The 17,062-nt window shown below is 66.1% G+C and carries 17 protein-coding genes; 7 read left to right on the top strand and 10 right to left on the bottom strand.

What is annotated here, in order from left to right; all coding sequences use genetic code 11:
- Nucleotides 1–7: 7 nt before the first annotated feature.
- The 4 genes from AC1D11_RS07320 to AC1D11_RS07305 form a co-directional block, all read right to left on the bottom strand.
- Complete coding sequence (locus AC1D11_RS07320; protein ID WP_477647638.1) at nucleotides 8–511, bottom strand: Lrp/AsnC family transcriptional regulator; 504 nt, start codon at nucleotides 509–511, stop codon at nucleotides 8–10.
- Between the two features lie 43 nt (nucleotides 512–554).
- Nucleotides 555–1,952, bottom strand: coding sequence for an aminotransferase class III-fold pyridoxal phosphate-dependent enzyme (locus AC1D11_RS07315; RefSeq protein WP_477647637.1), 1,398 nt, complete (start codon nucleotides 1,950–1,952; stop codon nucleotides 555–557).
- 160 nt (nucleotides 1,953–2,112) lie between these two features.
- Entirely contained in the window at nucleotides 2,113–3,039 is a 927-nt protein-coding gene (locus AC1D11_RS07310; RefSeq protein WP_477647636.1) for a 2-hydroxyacid dehydrogenase, read from the bottom strand.
- 158 nt (nucleotides 3,040–3,197) lie between these two features.
- Nucleotides 3,198–4,097 carry a GNAT family N-acetyltransferase gene (locus AC1D11_RS07305; protein WP_477647635.1) on the bottom strand — a complete coding sequence of 300 codons (900 nt, stop codon included), beginning with the start codon at nucleotides 4,095–4,097 and terminating at the stop codon, nucleotides 3,198–3,200.
- Here AC1D11_RS07305 and AC1D11_RS07300 point away from each other — a divergent pair.
- The 5 genes from AC1D11_RS07300 to AC1D11_RS07280 all read left to right on the top strand — a co-directional run bounded on the left by AC1D11_RS07300 (nucleotide 4,096) and on the right by AC1D11_RS07280 (nucleotide 7,158).
- Nucleotides 4,096–4,293 (top strand): hypothetical protein, encoded by a 198-nt coding sequence (locus AC1D11_RS07300; RefSeq protein WP_457282498.1) that lies wholly within the window; start codon nucleotides 4,096–4,098, stop codon nucleotides 4,291–4,293. The two genes, AC1D11_RS07305 and AC1D11_RS07300, sit on opposite strands and share 2 nt — an antisense overlap.
- Before the next feature lie 68 nt (nucleotides 4,294–4,361).
- Entirely contained in the window at nucleotides 4,362–5,030 is a 669-nt protein-coding gene (locus AC1D11_RS07295) for a haloacid dehalogenase type II (protein WP_431095011.1), read from the top strand.
- A gap of 46 nt (nucleotides 5,031–5,076) precedes the next feature.
- Entirely contained in the window at nucleotides 5,077–5,436 is a 360-nt protein-coding gene (locus tag AC1D11_RS07290) for a cupin domain-containing protein (protein ID WP_477647634.1), read from the top strand.
- Between the two features lie 17 nt (nucleotides 5,437–5,453).
- Entirely contained in the window at nucleotides 5,454–5,810 is a 357-nt protein-coding gene (locus AC1D11_RS07285; protein WP_477647633.1) for a cupin domain-containing protein, read from the top strand.
- A gap of 70 nt (nucleotides 5,811–5,880) precedes the next feature.
- Nucleotides 5,881–7,158 carry an NAD(P)/FAD-dependent oxidoreductase gene (locus tag AC1D11_RS07280; RefSeq protein ID WP_477647632.1) on the top strand — a complete coding sequence of 426 codons (1,278 nt, stop codon included), beginning with the start codon at nucleotides 5,881–5,883 and terminating at the stop codon, nucleotides 7,156–7,158.
- A gap of 22 nt (nucleotides 7,159–7,180) precedes the next feature.
- Here AC1D11_RS07280 and AC1D11_RS07275 read toward each other — a convergent pair whose 3' ends face one another.
- The 6 genes from AC1D11_RS07275 to AC1D11_RS07250 all read right to left on the bottom strand — a co-directional run bounded on the left by AC1D11_RS07275 (nucleotide 7,181) and on the right by AC1D11_RS07250 (nucleotide 13,778).
- Nucleotides 7,181–7,681: an Lrp/AsnC family transcriptional regulator gene (locus AC1D11_RS07275; RefSeq protein WP_477647631.1), complete on the bottom strand. Its 501-nt coding sequence runs from the start codon at nucleotides 7,679–7,681 to the stop codon at nucleotides 7,181–7,183.
- 32 nt (nucleotides 7,682–7,713) lie between these two features.
- Nucleotides 7,714–9,066 (bottom strand): aspartate aminotransferase family protein, encoded by a 1,353-nt coding sequence (locus AC1D11_RS07270; RefSeq protein ID WP_477647630.1) that lies wholly within the window; start codon nucleotides 9,064–9,066, stop codon nucleotides 7,714–7,716.
- Nucleotides 9,063–10,115 (bottom strand): phosphotransferase, encoded by a 1,053-nt coding sequence (locus AC1D11_RS07265; RefSeq protein ID WP_477647629.1) that lies wholly within the window; start codon nucleotides 10,113–10,115, stop codon nucleotides 9,063–9,065. The genes AC1D11_RS07270 and AC1D11_RS07265 overlap by 4 nt, the downstream gene beginning before the upstream one ends.
- Nucleotides 10,112–10,777, bottom strand: coding sequence for a haloacid dehalogenase type II (locus tag AC1D11_RS07260; protein ID WP_477647628.1), 666 nt, complete (start codon nucleotides 10,775–10,777; stop codon nucleotides 10,112–10,114). The genes AC1D11_RS07265 and AC1D11_RS07260 overlap by 4 nt, the downstream gene beginning before the upstream one ends.
- 140 nt (nucleotides 10,778–10,917) lie before the next feature.
- Nucleotides 10,918–12,243, bottom strand: coding sequence for an NAD(P)/FAD-dependent oxidoreductase (locus AC1D11_RS07255; RefSeq protein ID WP_477647627.1), 1,326 nt, complete (start codon nucleotides 12,241–12,243; stop codon nucleotides 10,918–10,920).
- A gap of 62 nt (nucleotides 12,244–12,305) precedes the next feature.
- Complete coding sequence (locus tag AC1D11_RS07250) at nucleotides 12,306–13,778, bottom strand: aldehyde dehydrogenase family protein (RefSeq protein WP_477647626.1); 1,473 nt, start codon at nucleotides 13,776–13,778, stop codon at nucleotides 12,306–12,308.
- Nucleotides 13,779–14,355: 577 nt separating this feature from the next.
- On the opposite strand from AC1D11_RS07250, the gene AC1D11_RS07245 reads away from it, so the two are divergent.
- A complete protein-coding gene (locus AC1D11_RS07245; RefSeq protein ID WP_477647625.1) occupies nucleotides 14,356–15,981 on the top strand; it encodes an ABC transporter substrate-binding protein in 1,626 nt (541 codons plus the stop codon).
- A 100-nt stretch (nucleotides 15,982–16,081) separates the two neighbouring features.
- Nucleotides 16,082–17,038, top strand: coding sequence for an ABC transporter permease (locus tag AC1D11_RS07240; RefSeq protein WP_477647624.1), 957 nt, complete (start codon nucleotides 16,082–16,084; stop codon nucleotides 17,036–17,038).
- The last annotated feature ends 24 nt before the right edge of the window (nucleotides 17,039–17,062 follow it).

Below are 17,062 nucleotides of genomic sequence, written 5' to 3'. Positions count from 1 at the left end.
AGTCCGCTCAGGCGTGCGGCTGCATCAGCTGCTCGATCGGATAGTAGTTCTTGACGAAAGGCGTCTTGATCACGATATAGCTGAAGTACTTTTCGATGCCGATATTGGCTTCCAGCAAGCCTTCGACGATTTCCTGGTAGTGGTTCACGCCGCGTGTGACGAACTTCAGCAGGTAATCGTAGCCGCCGCTGACCAGGTGGCACTCGACGATCTCGTCGATGGGCCGGATGCTCATCTCGAACTTGACGAAGTCCTCGCGCTTGTGGTCCTGCAGCGTGACCTCGGTGAACACCAGCAGCGTGTCACCCAGCTTCTCCAGGCGGATCTGCGCGCCGTAGCCGCCGATATAGCCGGCTTGCTCCAGCCGCTTGACGCGGACCAGGCAGGGGCTGGGCGACAGGCCGACGGCGTCGGCGATCTCAACGTTGGAGGCCCGCCCGTTTTTTTGCAGGTGGCACAGGATTCGCAGGTCGAGGCGGTCAAGCTTGGGATTGCCGGTGGAGGTGTTCATTGTTAACTCCATTTAAGCAAGTTCCACGCCCAAGTCAATCAGGTCAAGCCAGGGCACGCCGCACTTCGGGCTGCTCGAGCACGGTATCCAGCGTGCGGTTCAGCCGTTCGAACATCTGCTCGAACTCCGAGGGCGTGAAGCACAAGGCGGGCGCGAAGCCCAGGATGCCATCGCCGAAAGCGCGGAAGATCAGGCCATTTTCATAGGCCGCTTTGGCGATGCGGTCGGGCAGCTGCAGCGCGGGGTCGAAGCTGGCTTTGGTGTATTTGTCGCTCACCAGTTCCAGCGCGCCGAGCAGCCCGCGCGAGCGCGCGTCGCCCACCAGCGGATGGCGCAGCATGGCGCGCAATCCCGCTTCGAAATGAGACGCGACGCGCTGGCCGTTGGCGAGGATGCCGCCCTCTTCGTAAAGCCGTATGACTTCCAGCGCCACGGCTGCGCTCACCGGGTGTGCGGAGTAGGTGGCGCCGTGGCCCACCAGGGCGCCGGCCGGCGTGCCGTCGGCAATGCCGGCGTACACGTGCTCGGACATCAGCAACGCACCCATGGGTGCATAGCCAGAGGTCAGCCCCTTGGCGACCGTCATCAGGTCCGGCGACACACCCTCGGCGTCGCAGGCGAACATCGGGCCGGTGCGGCCGAAGCCGGTGATCACCTCGTCGGCCACGAACAGGATGTCCAGCTCGCGGCAAGCCTGGTGCATGGCCTTGAGCCAGCCCGCCGGCGGCACGATCACGCCGCCCGAACCTTGAATGGGTTCGCAGAAGAAGGCCGCGACGTTTTCCGCGCCCAGCGCGTTGACCTTCTCGCGCAGCGCGGCCACCGAGGCCGCGATCACCGCTTGCGCATCACCGCCCACGGGGCTGCGGTAGGGGTAGGGCGAGGGGATGTAGTGTTGTTCGGGGCGCGGCAGGTCGAAGCCACGGTGGAAGGCGGGCAGGGCCGTCAGGCCGGCGCCGGTGGAAGAAGAGCCGTGGTAGCCGCGCTGTAGCGCGATGAAATGCTTTTTGCTCGGCCGGCCCGTGGCGTTGTAGTACTGCACGATGAGGCGCACGGCCGCATCAATCGCTTCCGAGCCGCCCAGCGTCAAGTAGACGTGCTCGAGCCCAGGCGGCGAGATCTCCACGAGTTTGGCGGCCAGGCGGATGGCCGGCTCGCTGGCGTAGCTGAAATAACCCGTCGCGTAGGGCAACTCGCGCATCTGGCGCGCGGCGGCTTCCACGACGCTTTCGTGGCCGTAGCCGATATTGACGCACCAGAGGCCGGCGAAAGCATCCAGCAGTTCGCGGCCATCGGCGTCGCGCAGCCAGGCGCCCTTGCCGGAGCGCAGCACCGTGGCGCCGCGTTGCTCATGGCCGCGCCAGTTGGCCACAGGGTGGATCAGGTGAGCGCGGTCTAGCGCCACAAGCGAATCGAGGGAAAGGGTTTTGGTGGACATCATGGGTACAAGCTTAGGCGTGGGTGCGCAGCGGGTGCTGCGGCTTGCCCCCTCGTGCGCGCACGACCATGCTGTTGTTCGTGCGCGTACGGTAGAAGATTCTGCGGTGATTTCGCGTGATTTCGCGATTCCGCTGCCCCCGGCCAGGCCGGGGATGGCAGCCTCAGTACCCGCGCGAGCGGTCCACCACGCCTTCGAGCGGCAGGCCGGCCTCATATCGCCGCAGGTTGTCCAGCAGCGCTTCGGCCGCGGTCTCGGCCTGGGTGGCGCTCGCGATGTGGGGCGTGAGCCAGATGCGCGGATGGTTCCAGAACGGGTGGCCCTGTGTGGGAGGCTCCGGCTCGCAGACGTCCAGCACGGCGGCCGAGAGCCGCCCGCTTTCCAGCGCGGCGAGCAGGTCCGCCTCCACCAGGTGGCCGCCGCGCGCGGCGTTGACCACGCAGGCGCCTTCCGGCAGCGCGTCGAACACGCGCCGGCCGAGAATGCCGCGTGTTTCGGGCGTGAGCGGCAGCAGGCATACCAGGATGTCGGTGCGGGCCAGGAACTCGTCCAGCTCCACCTCGCCGCTGTAGCAGCGTACGCCAGGCTCGCCGCGCCGCGAGCGGTTCCAGCCCGTGCAGTCAAAGCCGAGCAGCCGCAGCTGCGCAAGCGCCGCGCGCCCCAGCATGCCCATGCCCATCACGCCTACGCGCCGTGTGGAGGCGGGCCGCACAGGGTGCTCCTTCCATTGGCCCAGGCTTTGCTGCCGCAGGTACATCGGCATCTCCCGATGCAGCGACAACACGGCCCAGCTGACGTATTCACACATGCAGGCCGTCAGTCCCGGCTCCACCATCCTGACCACTGTGAGCCCGGGTGGCAGCGACGCGAAATCAAACTGGTCCACGCCGGCCCCCACCGAGAACAGCACCTCCAGGTTGGGTAAGGCTTCGGCGATGCGCGGCGGCGGCTCCCAGGCCGCAAGAAAGCGCACCTGCGCCGGATCCCCGATCTCAGGCCAGGTCTGGAACGGCAGCTGCGGCATCCTGCGCGCGAACTGCTCAGCCCACACGGCCCCGCGTTGCGCCGGCCCTTTATAAAGGAAAGTCATCTCAGTTCTCCAGAAGCCGCAACGGCCCGCAATACGTTATAGCCAGTGGCCGGTGTTCGATACCAGTGCACGCGCGGAACCGGCTTAGCCGGGCCGCAGAGTGCGCCCCCTGAGGGGGGAGCAGGCTACACGAAGTGAGCCTGAACGGGGGTGGGCCATCAACCCATAGCTTGGGTAACCAGCGCCCAGCCGCCGACCGCCGGGCCTCGTGCCAGCGGGCCGTTGCGCACCATGGTCGTGACCGTGTCCACGCGGGGCAGGCCCTGCGCTTCGAGCCATTCGGGCAGGCCGCTGGCGGCGTCCACGTCGATGCGCAGGAATTTGCCGGCAAAGCGGCTGCACCAGTGGCCGATGAGCGCCTGCGCGCTGGTGAGGTCGGGTGCCACGACGGGACCGATGGCATGGCCGCGCCCGAAGCGCCGCACGACGGAAAAACCCACGGCTTCACCGCCGCGTGCCAGCACCACCGTCTCGCCGTCGCCCAGCAGCTGGCGCAGCATCGCATCGCGCGGCATGCCGGCGGCAATGGCATCCAGGGCAACGAGTGTCTTTGCGTCGTTGCGGCCCAGCGGGCGCAGCCGCTCGCCGGGCGCAAGGGCCACCAGTTGCGCCGGCGCGGCCGGACCCTGGTGCTGCCGGATCTCGCCTGTGATCTCGAAGCCCATGCGTTCATACAGGCCGCGACCTTCGGCCGTGGCGTGCAGCAGCACCGTGCGGTCTTGCAGGCCCGACATCACCGCATGCATGAGATGCTGGCCCACACGCTGGCCCTGCATGCGCGGCGACACCATCACGTGGCCTACCGTCGCGTGCTGTTTGCCCCAGGGCCAATGCAGCGCGGTACCTATCAGTTCACCGTCGCGCAGCGCCGCCATGCCCTCGCCATGCGCCAGGCTGAAGCGCCAGTCTTCCAGACGATGCGGCCACCCGAACTCGCGTGACAGCCCCTGCGCCGCCTCCAGGTCGTCCTCCTTCAGCCGGCGAAGCGTTACGCCGTCGGGCAATGGACGGCCCACTGCCGCAAGCGCGGCCTGTGGAATGGAAACGTGGTCGGGCATGGGGCTTTCCTTCAAAAACGTCAAGGGCGGTTTGGGGAAGATGATGCTCGGCGCAAGGGCCGGCGGCTTGTACGATCTTGGCGCCGGCCGCGGCCGCTGGAAGAACGGCACAAAGCGCCTGGAGGCCGCGGTACTGCGAAGGAATGCTGCGTTCGCGCCGCGCAGAACCGCAACAACTGCGGCGGATGCTGCCTAGGATTGCTCCTATCCGAATCAACGCACCGCCTGAATTATTTCTCCATCCCACCATCCACGAGGCCAACCATGATTTTCCGACCCAAGTACATCTCCTTCGATTGCTACGGCACGCTCATCTACTTTCGCATGCACGAGGTGGCCTACGGCATTGTGGGAGACCAGCTTCCACCCGAGCGTATGCAGCAGTTCATCAAGGACTTCAGCGCCCTGCGGCTGGATGAGGCCATGGGCGACTGGAAGCCTTACGACCAGGTGCTCAAGTCGGCATGGGCGCGCACCTGCAAGCGCCACGGGGTCGCTTACCGCGACGAGGACGGCCAGAAGTTCTACGACGCGGTGCCCACCTGGGGCCCGCACACCGACGTGCCGTTTTCGCTCACCCGCGTGGGCAACAAGATCCCGCTGGTGATCCTGTCCAACGCCATGAACGAGCAGATCGACGCCAACGTCCGCAAGCTCGAAGCGCCCTTCCACAAGGTGTACACCGCGCAGGATGCAGGCGCCTACAAGCCGCGCCTGCAGGCCTTCGAGTACATGTTCGACCAGCTGGGCTGCTCGCCGGACGACATCCTGCACGTGTCCTCCAGCCCACGCTACGACCTGATGTCGGCCCACGACATGGGCATCAAGAACAAGGTGTTCGTCAACCGCGGCCACGAGCCCAAGCCCAGCGAGTTCTACAGCCACGTGGAAATCCGCGACATCAACGGGCTGCCGGCGCTGGTCGGCCTGTAATTGGGCACATACCAGCCTTCATCAATTGCCAAAGGACCCGCCAAGCATGAGCAACCTCACTTTCTTCAAACTCGACAACCTGGGTCCCGGCCGCGAGAGCGGCCCCTTGCCCGAGCGCCTGCTCGAGGGCAATCCACGCTTCGCAAACTGGGACGTGGAACAGACGGCCGACGGCAAGCTGCGCACCGGTGTGTGGGAAATCACGCCCGGCACCATCCGCTCGATCAAAGGCGGTGTCTGGGAGTACTGCCACATCCTCTCCGGCGTGTCTGAATTGATCGAAGACGGCAAGGAACCCATCCGGATCCAGGCCGGGGACAACTTCGTTATGAAGCCGGACTACGTCGGCAAGTGGCGATGCATCGAGACCACGCGCAAGATCTGGATCATCTACGGCAACGCATGAGCGCGGCCCCAACTTCCATGCCCAACAATCTCCTTGTCACCTTCAAGCTCGACCAACTTGGCGAACCGCGCGAATACCGGCCGCCCGCTGATCGTGTCATCGAAGGCGACATCGTGTGCCGCAGCTGGGACGTCGACAGCGCCAAGGACGGCAAGGTCCGCGCCGGCGTCTTCGAATCGACCCCGGGCGTCAACCGCTCCATCAAAGGCGACACCTGGGAGTTCTGCCTGATCCTGTCCGGCGTGGCGGAGATCACCGAGGACGGGCAGGCCCCGATGACCTACCGGGCCGGCGATTGTTTCATCATGAAGCCCGGCTACATCGGCACATGGCGCACGCTTGAAACCGTGCGCAAGGTCTGGGTCACGGCATGATTGAGTCAGCCATGTTCGGGCTCGCGAACCAGTCCTTATTCAAGCAGACAACAATGACCCCGGAGGTGATATGAAACTGACATCCTATTGGCTGGACACATCGGAGCCCTTCAAGGGCGCCACCCCGGGGCCGGTGCAGGGCAGCTGCGACGTGGCGGTAATCGGTGGCGGCCTCACCGGTGCTTCGGCCTCCCTGGCGCTTGCCAGGAAGGGCGCTCGCGTGGTGCTGCTGGAAGCGGACACGATAGGCAACGCGGCGTCCGGCCGCAACGGCGGCATGTGCAACAACGGCTTCGCCCAGGACTACGGCATGATGTCGGCCAAACTCGGCAAGGACGTCGCGAACCGGCTCTACCGGGCTTTTGATGCCGGGGTCGATTTGGTCGAGCGCCTGGTGGCCGAAGAGAACATCGACTGCAGCTTCGCGCGCGTCGGCAAGATCAAGCTGGCGGCCAAGCCCGAGCACTACGACAAGCTGATGCGCAGCCAGGAGTTGCTGGCCGCCACGGTGGATCCCGATACGCATATGGTGAGCCGCGCGGATCTGGCAGGTGAAGTCGGTTCGGACCGCTACTACGGTGGGCTGGTCTACCGCAAGGGTGCTGGCATGCATGTGGGGCGCTTTGTGCGCGGCCTGGCGGAAGCGGCGGCGCGGCGCGGCGCCGAAATCCACGAGCACTCGCCGATGACGGCCCTGCGGCCTGCGCCTGGCGGCGGCCACATCGTCGAAACGCCAACGGGCCGACTCCATGCCAAGCAGGTTTTCCTGGCGAGCGGAACCTCGCAGACCGGGCCACTGGGATGGATCCGGCGCAGGATCGTGCCGGTCGGCGCCTTCCTCATCGTCACCGAACCCCTACCGAAAGAGACGCTGGACCGGCTGCTGCCAAAACGCAGGATGGCGGTCGATACCAAGAACCTGGTCAACTACTTCCGCACCACACCCGATAACCGCCTGCTCTTCGGCGGACGCGCCCGCTTCGCCGTGTCCGATCCGGCCTCGGACGAAAAAAGCGGCGCCATCCTGCGCACTGCACTGCACGAGGTGTTTCCCGAACTCCGCGATGCGCGCATCGACTATTGCTGGGGCGGCATGGTCGACATGACGCGTGACCGGCTGCCACGCGCCGGCGAGCGCAACGGTATTTACTATTCCATGGGGTACAGCGGCCACGGTACCCAGATGTCAACGCTGATGGGAAGCATCATGGCGGAGGTCATGGATGGGCGCACCGACCTGAACCCCTGGAAAGACTTCACCTGGCCGGCCATCCCGGGCCACTTCGGCCCTCCCTGGTTCCTGCCGCTGGTCGGCGCCTACTACCGCCTCAAGGACAAGCTGTCCTGAAGACCGTTGAGGATCGTGGCCTTCAGGCCCGGTCCAGCTGCGCCGCGATGAGATGGAGCGGGTGCGTCCGCTTGCCCGATGACTGGCGCAAAACAATCCGGCTTGTGAACTTCCCGATGCCGATATCTTCCTGCAGCAGGCTCTCCATCAGCGCCTGGAAATGGGTGACGTTCGGCGCCACGATTTTCAGCAGGTAGTCGTAACCGCCGCTGAGGTTGTACCACTCCACGATTTCGCCGTGGCGATCCACGGCCTGCTCGAACTTGCGGAAGTCCGGAGGCCGATGGCTGCTGATCGTCACCTCGGAAAACACCACCACACAATTGCCCAGCTTCTCCAGCGCGATGTGGGCGCCATAACCGCGAATCACGCCGATTTCCTGCAGCCGCTTTGTCCGCACCAGGCACGGGCTCTGGCTCAGGCCGACGGCGTCGGCCAGCTCGACGTTCGAGCAGCGACCCTCGCGCTCGAGGTGCGCGAGGATCTTGAGGTCGAAGCGGTCGAGAGACGTTGCGGGAGTCATGGCCGGATGGTAGCGCCGGATACCGAATGCGGCTAGTGAGTACCGGCCGCCCGCGCTTCAGCCAGGGATTCGTCGAGCGCCTGGATGACGAGACCGGCCTGGTCCGCCGACAGCACCAGCGGCGGACGGATCTTGAGCACGTTGTGCCCCATCGCGCAGGCGCTGATCAGCACGCCCTTGTCGCGCATCCGGTTGACCACCTGGCTTGTCAGCTCGCGGTCCGGCGCGCGCGATGCCCGGTCGGAGACGAGCTCGACCCCGACAAACAGGCCGGCACCGCGCACGTCACCGATGGCCTCGTGGCGGGCCGCCAGGGCGGCGATGCCGTCATGCAGGATTTTTCCCACCTTGGCGGCATGCTGCACCAGCCCGTCCCGCTCAATCGTGTCCAGTACCGCCAGTGCCGCCGCGCAGGAAACGGTATTGCCCGCGAAGGTGTTGAAGTAGCGCGAACTTTTTCCGAATTCGGCGAGCACGTCGGCGGTCGCCAGCAGTCCCGCAATCGGTTGGCCGTTGCCCATCGGCTTGCCCATGGTGACGATGTCGGGCACCACCCCATGGCGCTGGAAGCCCCAAAGATGTTCGCCGGTCCGGCCGAAACCGGGTTGCACTTCGTCGGCAATGAAAATGCCGCCCGCCCGCTTGATCGCGTCGACTGCGCCCTTCAGGAAGCCTTGCGGCCCGGGGAGGATGCCGTCGCTGGTAAACAGCGAATCGACAATCAGCGCGGCCGGCTTGATGCCGTGGCGCCGCAGGTCGGCGATGGCCGCCTCGACGTCGCGGGTGAAGCGTTCGGACAGGTCGGCGCCCCCGGCGTGGTACTGGCGCGGCGCCGGCACCAGGCGCACATGCTCGCCGAGATTGACGCTCATGCCCAGCGAGGGCGAGAACTTGGCCACCGCGTCGGTGATGCCGTGGTAGGCGGTGTCGGTCACGATCATGCCGGTGCCACCGGTGCGGACCTTCGCGATGCGATAGGCGAGGTCGTTGGCCTCGCTGCCCGTGCAGGTCAGCATCAGGTGGGCCAGGTCGGTGCCCGGCACGCTCGCGAGCAGGCGCTCGGCCAGTTCGAGAATCGTGTCGTGCAGATAGCGCGTGTTGGTCGCCAGCGTCTGCACCTGCTTGCAGATCGCCTCGGTCACCGCCGGGTGGCAATGTCCGAGCGACGTAACGTTGTTGTAGGCGTCGAGGTAGCGTCGTCCCTCGGGGTCGATCAGCCAGGCGCCTTCGCCGCGCACGATGTGCAGCGGCCGTTCGTACATCAGCCGGTAGGCCGGGCCGAGCAGGGCGTCGCGGCGCGCGATCATTTTCGCGGTGGCCGGGTCCACGTCGGCGCGGCCGGGGATATAGGCATTGACCATGTTCAGGTCGGTGGTGCTTTTCATTGAGAGGTTCCTGTTTTTACGTGTACGTGTACGCCGGCCAGCAGCCGGTCGCGTGCGGTGTCGCGGGAAAGGTCGGCCATCTGGGCCAGGCCTTCCCACGCCGCGGGGTTGTGCCGCATGATGTAGGCGCGGTTCTCGGGATAACGCGCGGCGCGCCATTCCGAAATCAGCGCCGTGATGAGGTGGCGCGTAGCCAGCAGATCGGCAAGGACCTCCTGTTCGGCGCCGGTCAGCGGCAGCACCGCGTGATAGGCGGCCATGAACTGGGCCGGTCCCTCGAAAGGATCGGCGTTGCCGGCCATGTGGAAGGCGGCGGCTGTCGCCACCTCGCCGACCAGCGGTGCATGCACCATGTCGCCGAAGTCGATGATGCCCACGATGCGCGCGGGGTCGTCGGGGGCGACCAGCACGTTGTAGAAGTGGTAGTCGTTATGGATCACCTGGGACCGCAGCGATGCCAGGTGCGGCAGCACGTGCGTCGTGAATCGCGTCATGAAGGCCTGGGCCAGTGCGCGCTGCTTGCCGTCCACGAGGCTACCCAGCTGTTCGCCCAGCCGATGCGCCGTGGCGACGTTCCACAGCAGGTCATGCGCCGCGCCCGGATGCGCGAAGCCCTGCAGTGCGCGGTTCAAGCCGGCGAGCCCGGTTCCCATGGCGCGCCGCTGTGCGGCGGTGCGCACGGTCTCGCGGATCTGGATGCCGTCCAGGTAGCTCAGCATGCGCACGCGTGTCTGCACGCCTCCGTCGAGCGCAACCGTGTCGTGCGTGTGTCCTTCCAGCGTCCGCACGACGCGTGGCACCGGCTGCTCCGGTGACGTGCGGGCGATGTGGTCGAGCGCCGCGATCTGGAAGTCGACGACCGCGGGGGACTCCGACGGATTGCTGATCTTGAGGACGTAGCGAGAGCCATCGGCCGCCTCCACCAGGCAGTTCTGGTCGCGCTCGCCCGCCAATGGCCGGGTGGAAGCCTCGATGCCATAGAGGCGGCGGACCAGGGCCTCCACTGCCGCAGGCGAGAGGTCGGGCGCGGTGGTGTTCAGTTCGGTCATAGGCCGAGCAGGCCGGGAAGCTGGCGGACGTCGGTCAAACGGCTGACACCATAGGCGTCGGAAGTCGGTTCATGCCCGCGGTCGATGAAGGCCTTGGCCATGAAGCCCAGGTCGGAAGCCGTCATCAGGTCGTAGCGAAAGCTCGACGAGACGTGCATCATCTGGTCAGGCGCACATCCGAGCTGGTCGAACATGTATTCGAAGGCCTGGAAGCGCGGCTTGTACGCGCGTGCTTCCTCGGCGGTGTAGACCGCATGGAACTTCGCCTTCAGGTGTGTGACGCTGGCCGGGATCAAATCGACCATCGAGTTCGAGAGAATCGCCAGGGGCACGTGCGGCGCGATCGCCTCCAGAACCTCGACGACGTTCGGGTGCGGTTGCCAGGTGGGAATGGCGTCGTACAGCGCCACGGCATCCGACGCTTGGCAATCGATGCCGTGGGCCTTGCAGGTACGGCGGATCGAGTTCTCCACAACCTCGAGGAAGGGCTTCCACTCGCCCAGGACCTCATCGAGGCGATAGGCCCGAAAGCTGTCCAGGAAGGCCGGCATCCGGCCGGCCGGCACGCGGTCTTTGAACAGGCTTTTGGCGGTCGGTCCCATCTCGAAGTTGATGAGCGTGCCATAGCAGTCGAAGCTGATGAATTTGGGTTTGAATGTCATAGAACGATCCTCGCTGTTGGGATAGAGATGAGTCTATGAATTCCCCGCCTTTGGGAAATGCCGCATTCACATGCGGTGCAAGTGGAATCCGTTTCAATCCGGGAGCTTGCCAGAATTTTGCATGGTCCCGGCTTCGGCCGCTAGAAATCAGCCACCTTGCCCCACATCGACTCCTTGAACCGGGCGGGGTCGAAAGGCTTCGGATCGAAGATCGGTTGGGTGCCGGACACGATGTCGGCGATCAGGTGGCCCGCGCCGGGGCCGATGCCGAAACCGTGACCCGAAAAACCCGCGGCCAGGATGAGGCCGGGCACCTGCGGCAATTCCCCGATACCGGGCACGCCGTCGGGTGTGCTGTCGATGTAGCCCGCCCAGGTGTTGGCGATGCGGGCTTCACGCAGCACGGGCAACAGGTCGACGGCACGGCGGTGGATTTCGCGGACACCCGCGGGGTCGGGAGTCGGGTTGAGGATGCGCGCCCGTTCCATGGGCGTGGGGGCGTCCAGCTTCCATCGCGCGCGGGTTTCGTGGCCCCAGCGTATGCCTTCCAGGCCGCCGGGAAACACATTGCGCCAGCGCTTGGCGAACATCGGGATGAACTGCGGCGCGAAGCGCAGCAGCTGCGGCGTGGGGTCGGCGCGCCCACGGCCGCTGATGGCCAGGACGTAATGGCCGTCGGGGCGCCGGGTGACGGCGACGCGTGGGCTGGTCAGTGCTGCCGGCAGTTGCTGCGCCACCGGCGACAGGCGCACGATGGACTGGCGTATCGTGGCCAGCGGAAAGCGCACACCGAGCTGGTTGCAAAACGAGGACGCCCAGGCACCGCCGGCGAGCACCGCGGTGCGGGTCTTGATGGTTCCCGCTTCGGTCACGACGCCGCTGAGCCGGCCGCCCTCCATCTCGATGCCGCGCGCGGCGCAGTTCTGGTGGACGGTGCCGCCGAGCTTCATGAGCGCGGCCGCCACGGCGGGCGCCGCCTTGGCCGGGTCGGCCGTCCCGTCGCTGGGCGAGAAGACGCCGCCCTTCCACGCGCGGCCGGTCGCCTGGCCCCGCTCCGAAGCTTCGCGGCCGCTCAGCATGTGCGTGGTCACGCCGGCGGTCGTCGCGAATTCACGCCACTTTGCCCAGCCGGCAATCTGGGCTTCGTCATCGCTGAGGTACAACAAGCCGCAGCGCGTGAAGCCTGTGTCTTCGCCGCTGTCGGCGGCAAACTGGTCCCAGAGCTCGAGGCTCCGGGTGGCCATTGGCAGTTCGCGCGCATCGCGGTTTTGCTGGCGGCACCAGCCCCAGTTGCGACTCGATTGTTCGGCGCCGATATGGCCCTTTTCGACCAGTGCGACCGACATGCCGCGCTTGGCCAGGTAGTAGGCGGTAAAGACACCGATGATCCCGCCGCCGATCACGACGACGTCGGCGCTGGCCGGTGGGGTGCTGGAAGTCTCGAGGAGGCGCAGGGGCTGGGACATGGATGGATTTTGGTCGTTGTTGGGTGTCTGCACTGTTTGTGCTCTTTGTACGAAGGTTGTGCTCATGCCGGCTGCTCCTGCCCGAAGCCCAGGATCGCCTTGGTCTCCAGGTACTCCTCAAGGCCCTCGATGCCGTATTCGCGGCCGTTGCCCGAGCGCTTGTAGCCGCCAAAGGGGGCATGGGGGCTCCAGGCCGGGTAGTTGATGTGCACCTGCCCGGAGCGGATGCGCGCCGCCACCACACGCGCTGCAGCCAGGTCCTGGCCCTGCACGTGCGCGCCCAGGCCGTAGACCGTGTCGTTGGCGATCTCCACCGCCTCATCCACGCTGTCGTAGGCAATGATCACCAGCACCGGCCCGAAGATCTCTTCCTGCGCGATCTGCATCTGTGAGTGAACCGAAGAGAAGATGGTCGGGCGGCAATAGAAGCCGCGCTCCAGGCCCTCCGGCCGGCCGGGGCCGCCGCAGACAAGGCGTGCACCTTCGGCAATCCCGGTGGCGATCATTTCCTGCACCCGGTTGAACTGGGCGCGGTTGGCCACCGGGCCGTGGGTGGTCTGCTCCGAGCGCGGGTCGCCCACAACAAAGCTCAAGGCCGCTTCCAGCGCGATCCGTTCAACCTCCTGCAGCCGCTCGCGCGGCACGATCATGCGGGTCGGCGCGCTGCACGATTGGCCGACGTTGCGAAAGGCGGCCGCCACGCCCGCCGGCACGGCGCGCGCCAGGTCCGCGTCCGGCAGGATCACGTTGGGCGATTTACCGCCGAGCTCTTGGGCCACGCGCTTGACCGTCGGAGCCGCCGCCTGAGCCACCAGGACGCCGGCCCGGGTCGAGCCGGTGATCGAGATCATGTCCACGTCCGGATGCGCCGACAGCGCGGCGCCGACCTCGGGCCCATTGCCACTCACCAGGTTGAACACGCCCGGCGGGATGCCGGCGTCATGCACCACCTCGGCAAACAGCAACGCGCTCAGCGGTGACAGCTCGCTGGGCTTCAAGACGATGGTGCATCCGGCCGCCAGGGCGGGGCCGACCTTGGCGGTGATCTGGTAGAGCGGCCAGTTCCAGGGGGTGATGAGGCCGCACACGCCGATGGCCTCGCGCAGGATGGCTACCTCCCCGCGATGGGAGAGGAAGGGATAGCTGGCCAGGTTGTCGCGAGCCACGCGGATGTGTTCGGCTGCGACCGGCACCTGGGTGCTGCGCGCAAAGCCGATGGCGGCGCCCATCTCCAGCGAGATCGCCTGGGCGAACAGTTCCGCCCTTTCGAGGATCAAGGCGTGGACGCGGCCTAGCAGCAAGGCCCGGCTTTCGGCGGAGCTGACGGACCAGCTCGCGAAGGCGCTGCGGGCGGCGGCCACAGCCACAGCGACGTCTTGTGCGGTTCCCAAGGCGATCTGCGCGATCGGCTCCTCGGTCGACGGGTTGATGACGTTGGCTCGGGCTTGGCCTGCGGGCAGGACCCACTCGCCGTCTATGAACAGGCGATCCAGGCGGCCGGCGAGTTTGAGCTGCTCAACAAGGGAGGCGTTCATGGGCGCATATCGTTTGCTGCGGCGCGGCGGATTCTGCGCAGCCCCGCGGTGAAATTGCCCTTGCGGAACCCGCGTGCGTTGCGCGGCGGTGTGTCGTCATATTCCATGCTTGCCCTCTCAAAAGAATCGAAGTCATGGTACGCCCTTGCCCGGAATTGATCTGCCGTTTATGCGAGGGCATTCGGCATGAACGGTGCGCAAGCGGCGCACAACCGCAGCATCTGCGGCGGCGCTTCAATAGCATTCATTGCATGGCGCCGGTGAACCGGTGCAGGCTCGCATCACCCCTTCCAGGAGGACGCTTTCATGACCTCTCGTTCCAAGTCCATCTGCTTCGATCACCGCGGCAGGCTGACTGGTTTCCCCACGCGCCGGATGGCCTGCACGCGCTACGGCATTACAAGGGCGGTGGGGCCAGGCAGGGCAGCACAAGCCGTCGGGGGAGTGCCGCACACCATGCCGCCGGCTATCCGCAAAACCGCAGTTTTAACCAAGCGCCCCGGCATGATCGAGGTATATCCCCGGTCGGCAGGTGCTCCAATGCCTTTACCCCACCACGAGAAACCAGGAGAACACCATGGCAGATAACAAGCAGCTGAACGGCCTGATCGGCCCCGAAGAGAGCACACGCATCCTGGGTGCGTTGCAACGCGGCGCGAGCCGGCGCGATGTATTGGCCATGTTGACGGCCGGCGGCATGCAGGCGGCCCTGGCCGGCAGCATCGCCGGCCTTGCTGCGAGTGCACAGGCGCAAACGCAAACGCCGCGCAAGGGCGGCCGCATCAAGGTGGCGGGCGCGGTCTCCTCCGTGAGCGATACGCTGGACCCGGCCAAGCAGGCCAACCAGGCCGACTACGCCCGCGGCTTCACCTTCTACAACGGGCTGACCTGGCTGGACAGCAGCCTCACGCCTCAGCCCTCGCTGGCCGAGGAGTTCACCACCAAGGACGCCAAGACCTGGATCTTCAAGCTGCGCAAGGGCGTGACCTTCCACGACGGCAAGCCGCTGACGCCGGCCGATGTGGTGTTCTCCATGATGCGGCACAAGAACCCGGCCACCGGCTCCAAGGCCAAGGTGCTGGCCGACCAGATCGAGGACGTGACTGCCTCCGGCCCCAATGAAGTCACCATCCGCCTGGTGGCCCCCAACGCCGACCTGCCTGCGATCCTGGGCACCTACCACTTCCACATCATCAAGGACGGCACGACCGACTTCAACGCCGGCATAGGCACCGGCCCCTACAAGGTCAAGGAGTTCAAGCCCGGCGTGCGTTCTATTGGCGTGCGCAACGAGAGCTACTGGAAGCCCGGCCGCCCCTACCTGGACGAGATCGAGTACGTGGGCATCAGCGACGAGTCGGCGCGCGTCAACGCGCTGCTGGCGGGTGAGCTGGACCTGATCGGCACGGTCAACCCGCGCTCGATCGACCGCGTCAACGCCAGCGGCAAGGCAGCCATCTTCGAGACCAAGGGCGTTTCGTATACCGACCTGATCATGCGGCGCGACAGCGGCCCGGGCGCCAACCCGGACTTCGTGATGGCCATGAAGCTGCTGTTCAACCGCGAACAGATGCTCAAGTCCATCCAGCTGGGCCGCGGCGTTGTGGCCAACGACCAGCCCATCGCGCCGGGCAACCGCTTCTTCTTCAAGGGCCTGCCGCAGCGCCCCTACGACGCCGACAAGGCCAAGTGGCACCTGAAGAAGGCCAACCTGGGCAGCGCCGCCATCCCGATGGTGGCCTCGTCCGCGGCCACCAGCTCGGTGGAGATGGCGCTGGTGCTGCAGCATGCGGCGCGGCAAGCCGGCCTGAACCTGGATGTGCGCAATATGCCGGCCGACGGTTATTGGTCGCAGCACTGGATGAAACACCCGATCAATTTCGGCAACGTCAATACGCGCCCCACGGCCGACCTGGCCCTGACGCTGTTCTTCAAGTCCGATGCGCCCTGGAACGAAGCGGGCTGGAAGAGCGAGAAGTTTGACCAGCTGCTGGTGGGCGCGCGCGCCGAAACCGACACGGCCAAGCGGACCCAGATGTACGCCGACATGCAGACGCTGATCAACCAGGACGGCGGCATCGGTATCCCGATGTTCCTCTCCAGCCTGGACGGCCACAACAAGAAGCTCAAGGGCCTGCAGGTGAACCCGCTGGGTGGGATGATGGGCTACGGCTTTGCCGAACACGTGTGGTTGGAGGCGTGAACCACCCCCGAAGCGCCTTCGGCGCTCCCCCCTCAAGGGGGCGCCCGCTGCGGCCCGGCAAAGCCGGTTCCGCGCCGGCACTTGATACGGAAAAAATGCCATGAACCTCACTATCCTGAAACTGGTCGGCGGCCGCATACTCGCCGGGCTCGGCTCGCTGCTGGCGGTGTCGGTGGTGGTGTTCGCCATCACCTCCGTACTGCCCGGCGACGCGGCCGAAGAGAAGCTGGGGCAGGACGCCACGCCTGAGGCGGTGAAGGCCTTGCGCATCGAGATGGGCCTGGACCGAAGCCCGGTGCTGCGCTACTTCGACTGGCTGGGCGGTATGGCCAAGGGCGATGCAGGCAAGTCAGTGGTCACCGGCATGCCGGTGGGTGAGGCCATCGCCAGCCGCCTGCCCGCTTCGCTGCAGCTGGCCGCGGTGACGACGGTGTTTTCCGTCCCGCTTGCCCTCGGCCTGGGCATTTTGTGCGCCTTGCGGCGCGGCTCGGCTTTCGACCGTTTCACCAGCATGGCGACAGTGGCCGTCGTGTCGGTGCCGGAATTCCTGGTGGCCACGCTGGCAGTGCTGGTGTTCGCGGTGCAACTGAAATGGCTGCCAGCGCTGTCGTACGCGGTCGACGTTTCGTCGCCAGGCGAGATGCTGCGCTCTTTCGCGTTGCCGGTGCTCAGCCTGGGCAGCGTGATCGTGGCCCAGATGCTGCGCATGACGCGCGCGGCCGTCATCGACCAACTGGCCGCGGCCTATATCGAGATGGTGCGGCTCAAAGGCGCCAGCGCCGCGCGCACCGTGCTGTTCCACGCGCTGCCGAATGCCATCGGCCCGATCGCCAACGCAGTGGCGCTGAGCCTTTCTTACCTGCTTGGCGGCGTGATCATCGTCGAGGTGATCTTCAATTACCCGGGCATCGCCAAACTCATGGTGGACGCCGTCGCGCAGCGGGACATGCCACTGGTGCAGGCCTGCGCCATGATCTTCTGCTCGGCCTACCTTGTCCTGGTGATGCTCGCCGACGTGTGCGGCATCGTCGCCAATCCCCGATTGAGGCATCAATGAGCACCGCAGCGCGCCGCGCGGAGA

The sequence above is a fragment of the Polaromonas sp. P1_E11 genome, from assembly GCF_056405995.1.
Note: the sequence above shows the minus strand (reverse complement) of the source record. Positions and strands in the feature narration are given on the sequence as shown.

Bases quoted from the DNA above. Each gene is read 5' to 3' on its own strand.
- AC1D11_RS07265 (WP_477647629.1), bottom strand. From the start codon at position 10,115: ATGACCGAACTGAACACCACCGCGCCCGACCTCTCGCCTGCGGCAGTG.
- AC1D11_RS07295 (WP_431095011.1), top strand. From the start codon at position 4,362: ATGATTTTCCGACCCAAGTACATCTCCTTCGATTGCTACGGCACGCTC.
- AC1D11_RS07310 (WP_477647636.1), bottom strand. From the start codon at position 3,039: ATGACTTTCCTTTATAAAGGGCCGGCGCAACGCGGGGCCGTGTGGGCT.
- AC1D11_RS07320 (WP_477647638.1), bottom strand. From the start codon at position 511: ATGAACACCTCCACCGGCAATCCCAAGCTTGACCGCCTCGACCTGCGA.
- AC1D11_RS07315 (WP_477647637.1), bottom strand. From the start codon at position 1,952: ATGATGTCCACCAAAACCCTTTCCCTCGATTCGCTTGTGGCGCTAGAC.
- AC1D11_RS07280 (WP_477647632.1), top strand. From the start codon at position 5,881: ATGAAACTGACATCCTATTGGCTGGACACATCGGAGCCCTTCAAGGGC.
- AC1D11_RS07285 (WP_477647633.1), top strand. From the start codon at position 5,454: ATGCCCAACAATCTCCTTGTCACCTTCAAGCTCGACCAACTTGGCGAA.
- AC1D11_RS07305 (WP_477647635.1), bottom strand. From the start codon at position 4,097: ATGCCCGACCACGTTTCCATTCCACAGGCCGCGCTTGCGGCAGTGGGC.
- AC1D11_RS07240 (WP_477647624.1), top strand. From the start codon at position 16,082: ATGAACCTCACTATCCTGAAACTGGTCGGCGGCCGCATACTCGCCGGG.
- AC1D11_RS07245 (WP_477647625.1), top strand. From the start codon at position 14,356: ATGGCAGATAACAAGCAGCTGAACGGCCTGATCGGCCCCGAAGAGAGC.
- AC1D11_RS07300 (WP_457282498.1), top strand. From the start codon at position 4,096: ATGGGGCTTTCCTTCAAAAACGTCAAGGGCGGTTTGGGGAAGATGATG.
- AC1D11_RS07255 (WP_477647627.1), bottom strand. From the start codon at position 12,243: ATGTCCCAGCCCCTGCGCCTCCTCGAGACTTCCAGCACCCCACCGGCC.
- AC1D11_RS07260 (WP_477647628.1), bottom strand. From the start codon at position 10,777: ATGACATTCAAACCCAAATTCATCAGCTTCGACTGCTATGGCACGCTC.
- AC1D11_RS07275 (WP_477647631.1), bottom strand. From the start codon at position 7,681: ATGACTCCCGCAACGTCTCTCGACCGCTTCGACCTCAAGATCCTCGCG.
- AC1D11_RS07290 (WP_477647634.1), top strand. From the start codon at position 5,077: ATGAGCAACCTCACTTTCTTCAAACTCGACAACCTGGGTCCCGGCCGC.
- AC1D11_RS07250 (WP_477647626.1), bottom strand. From the start codon at position 13,778: ATGAACGCCTCCCTTGTTGAGCAGCTCAAACTCGCCGGCCGCCTGGAT.
- AC1D11_RS07270 (WP_477647630.1), bottom strand. From the start codon at position 9,066: ATGAAAAGCACCACCGACCTGAACATGGTCAATGCCTATATCCCCGGC.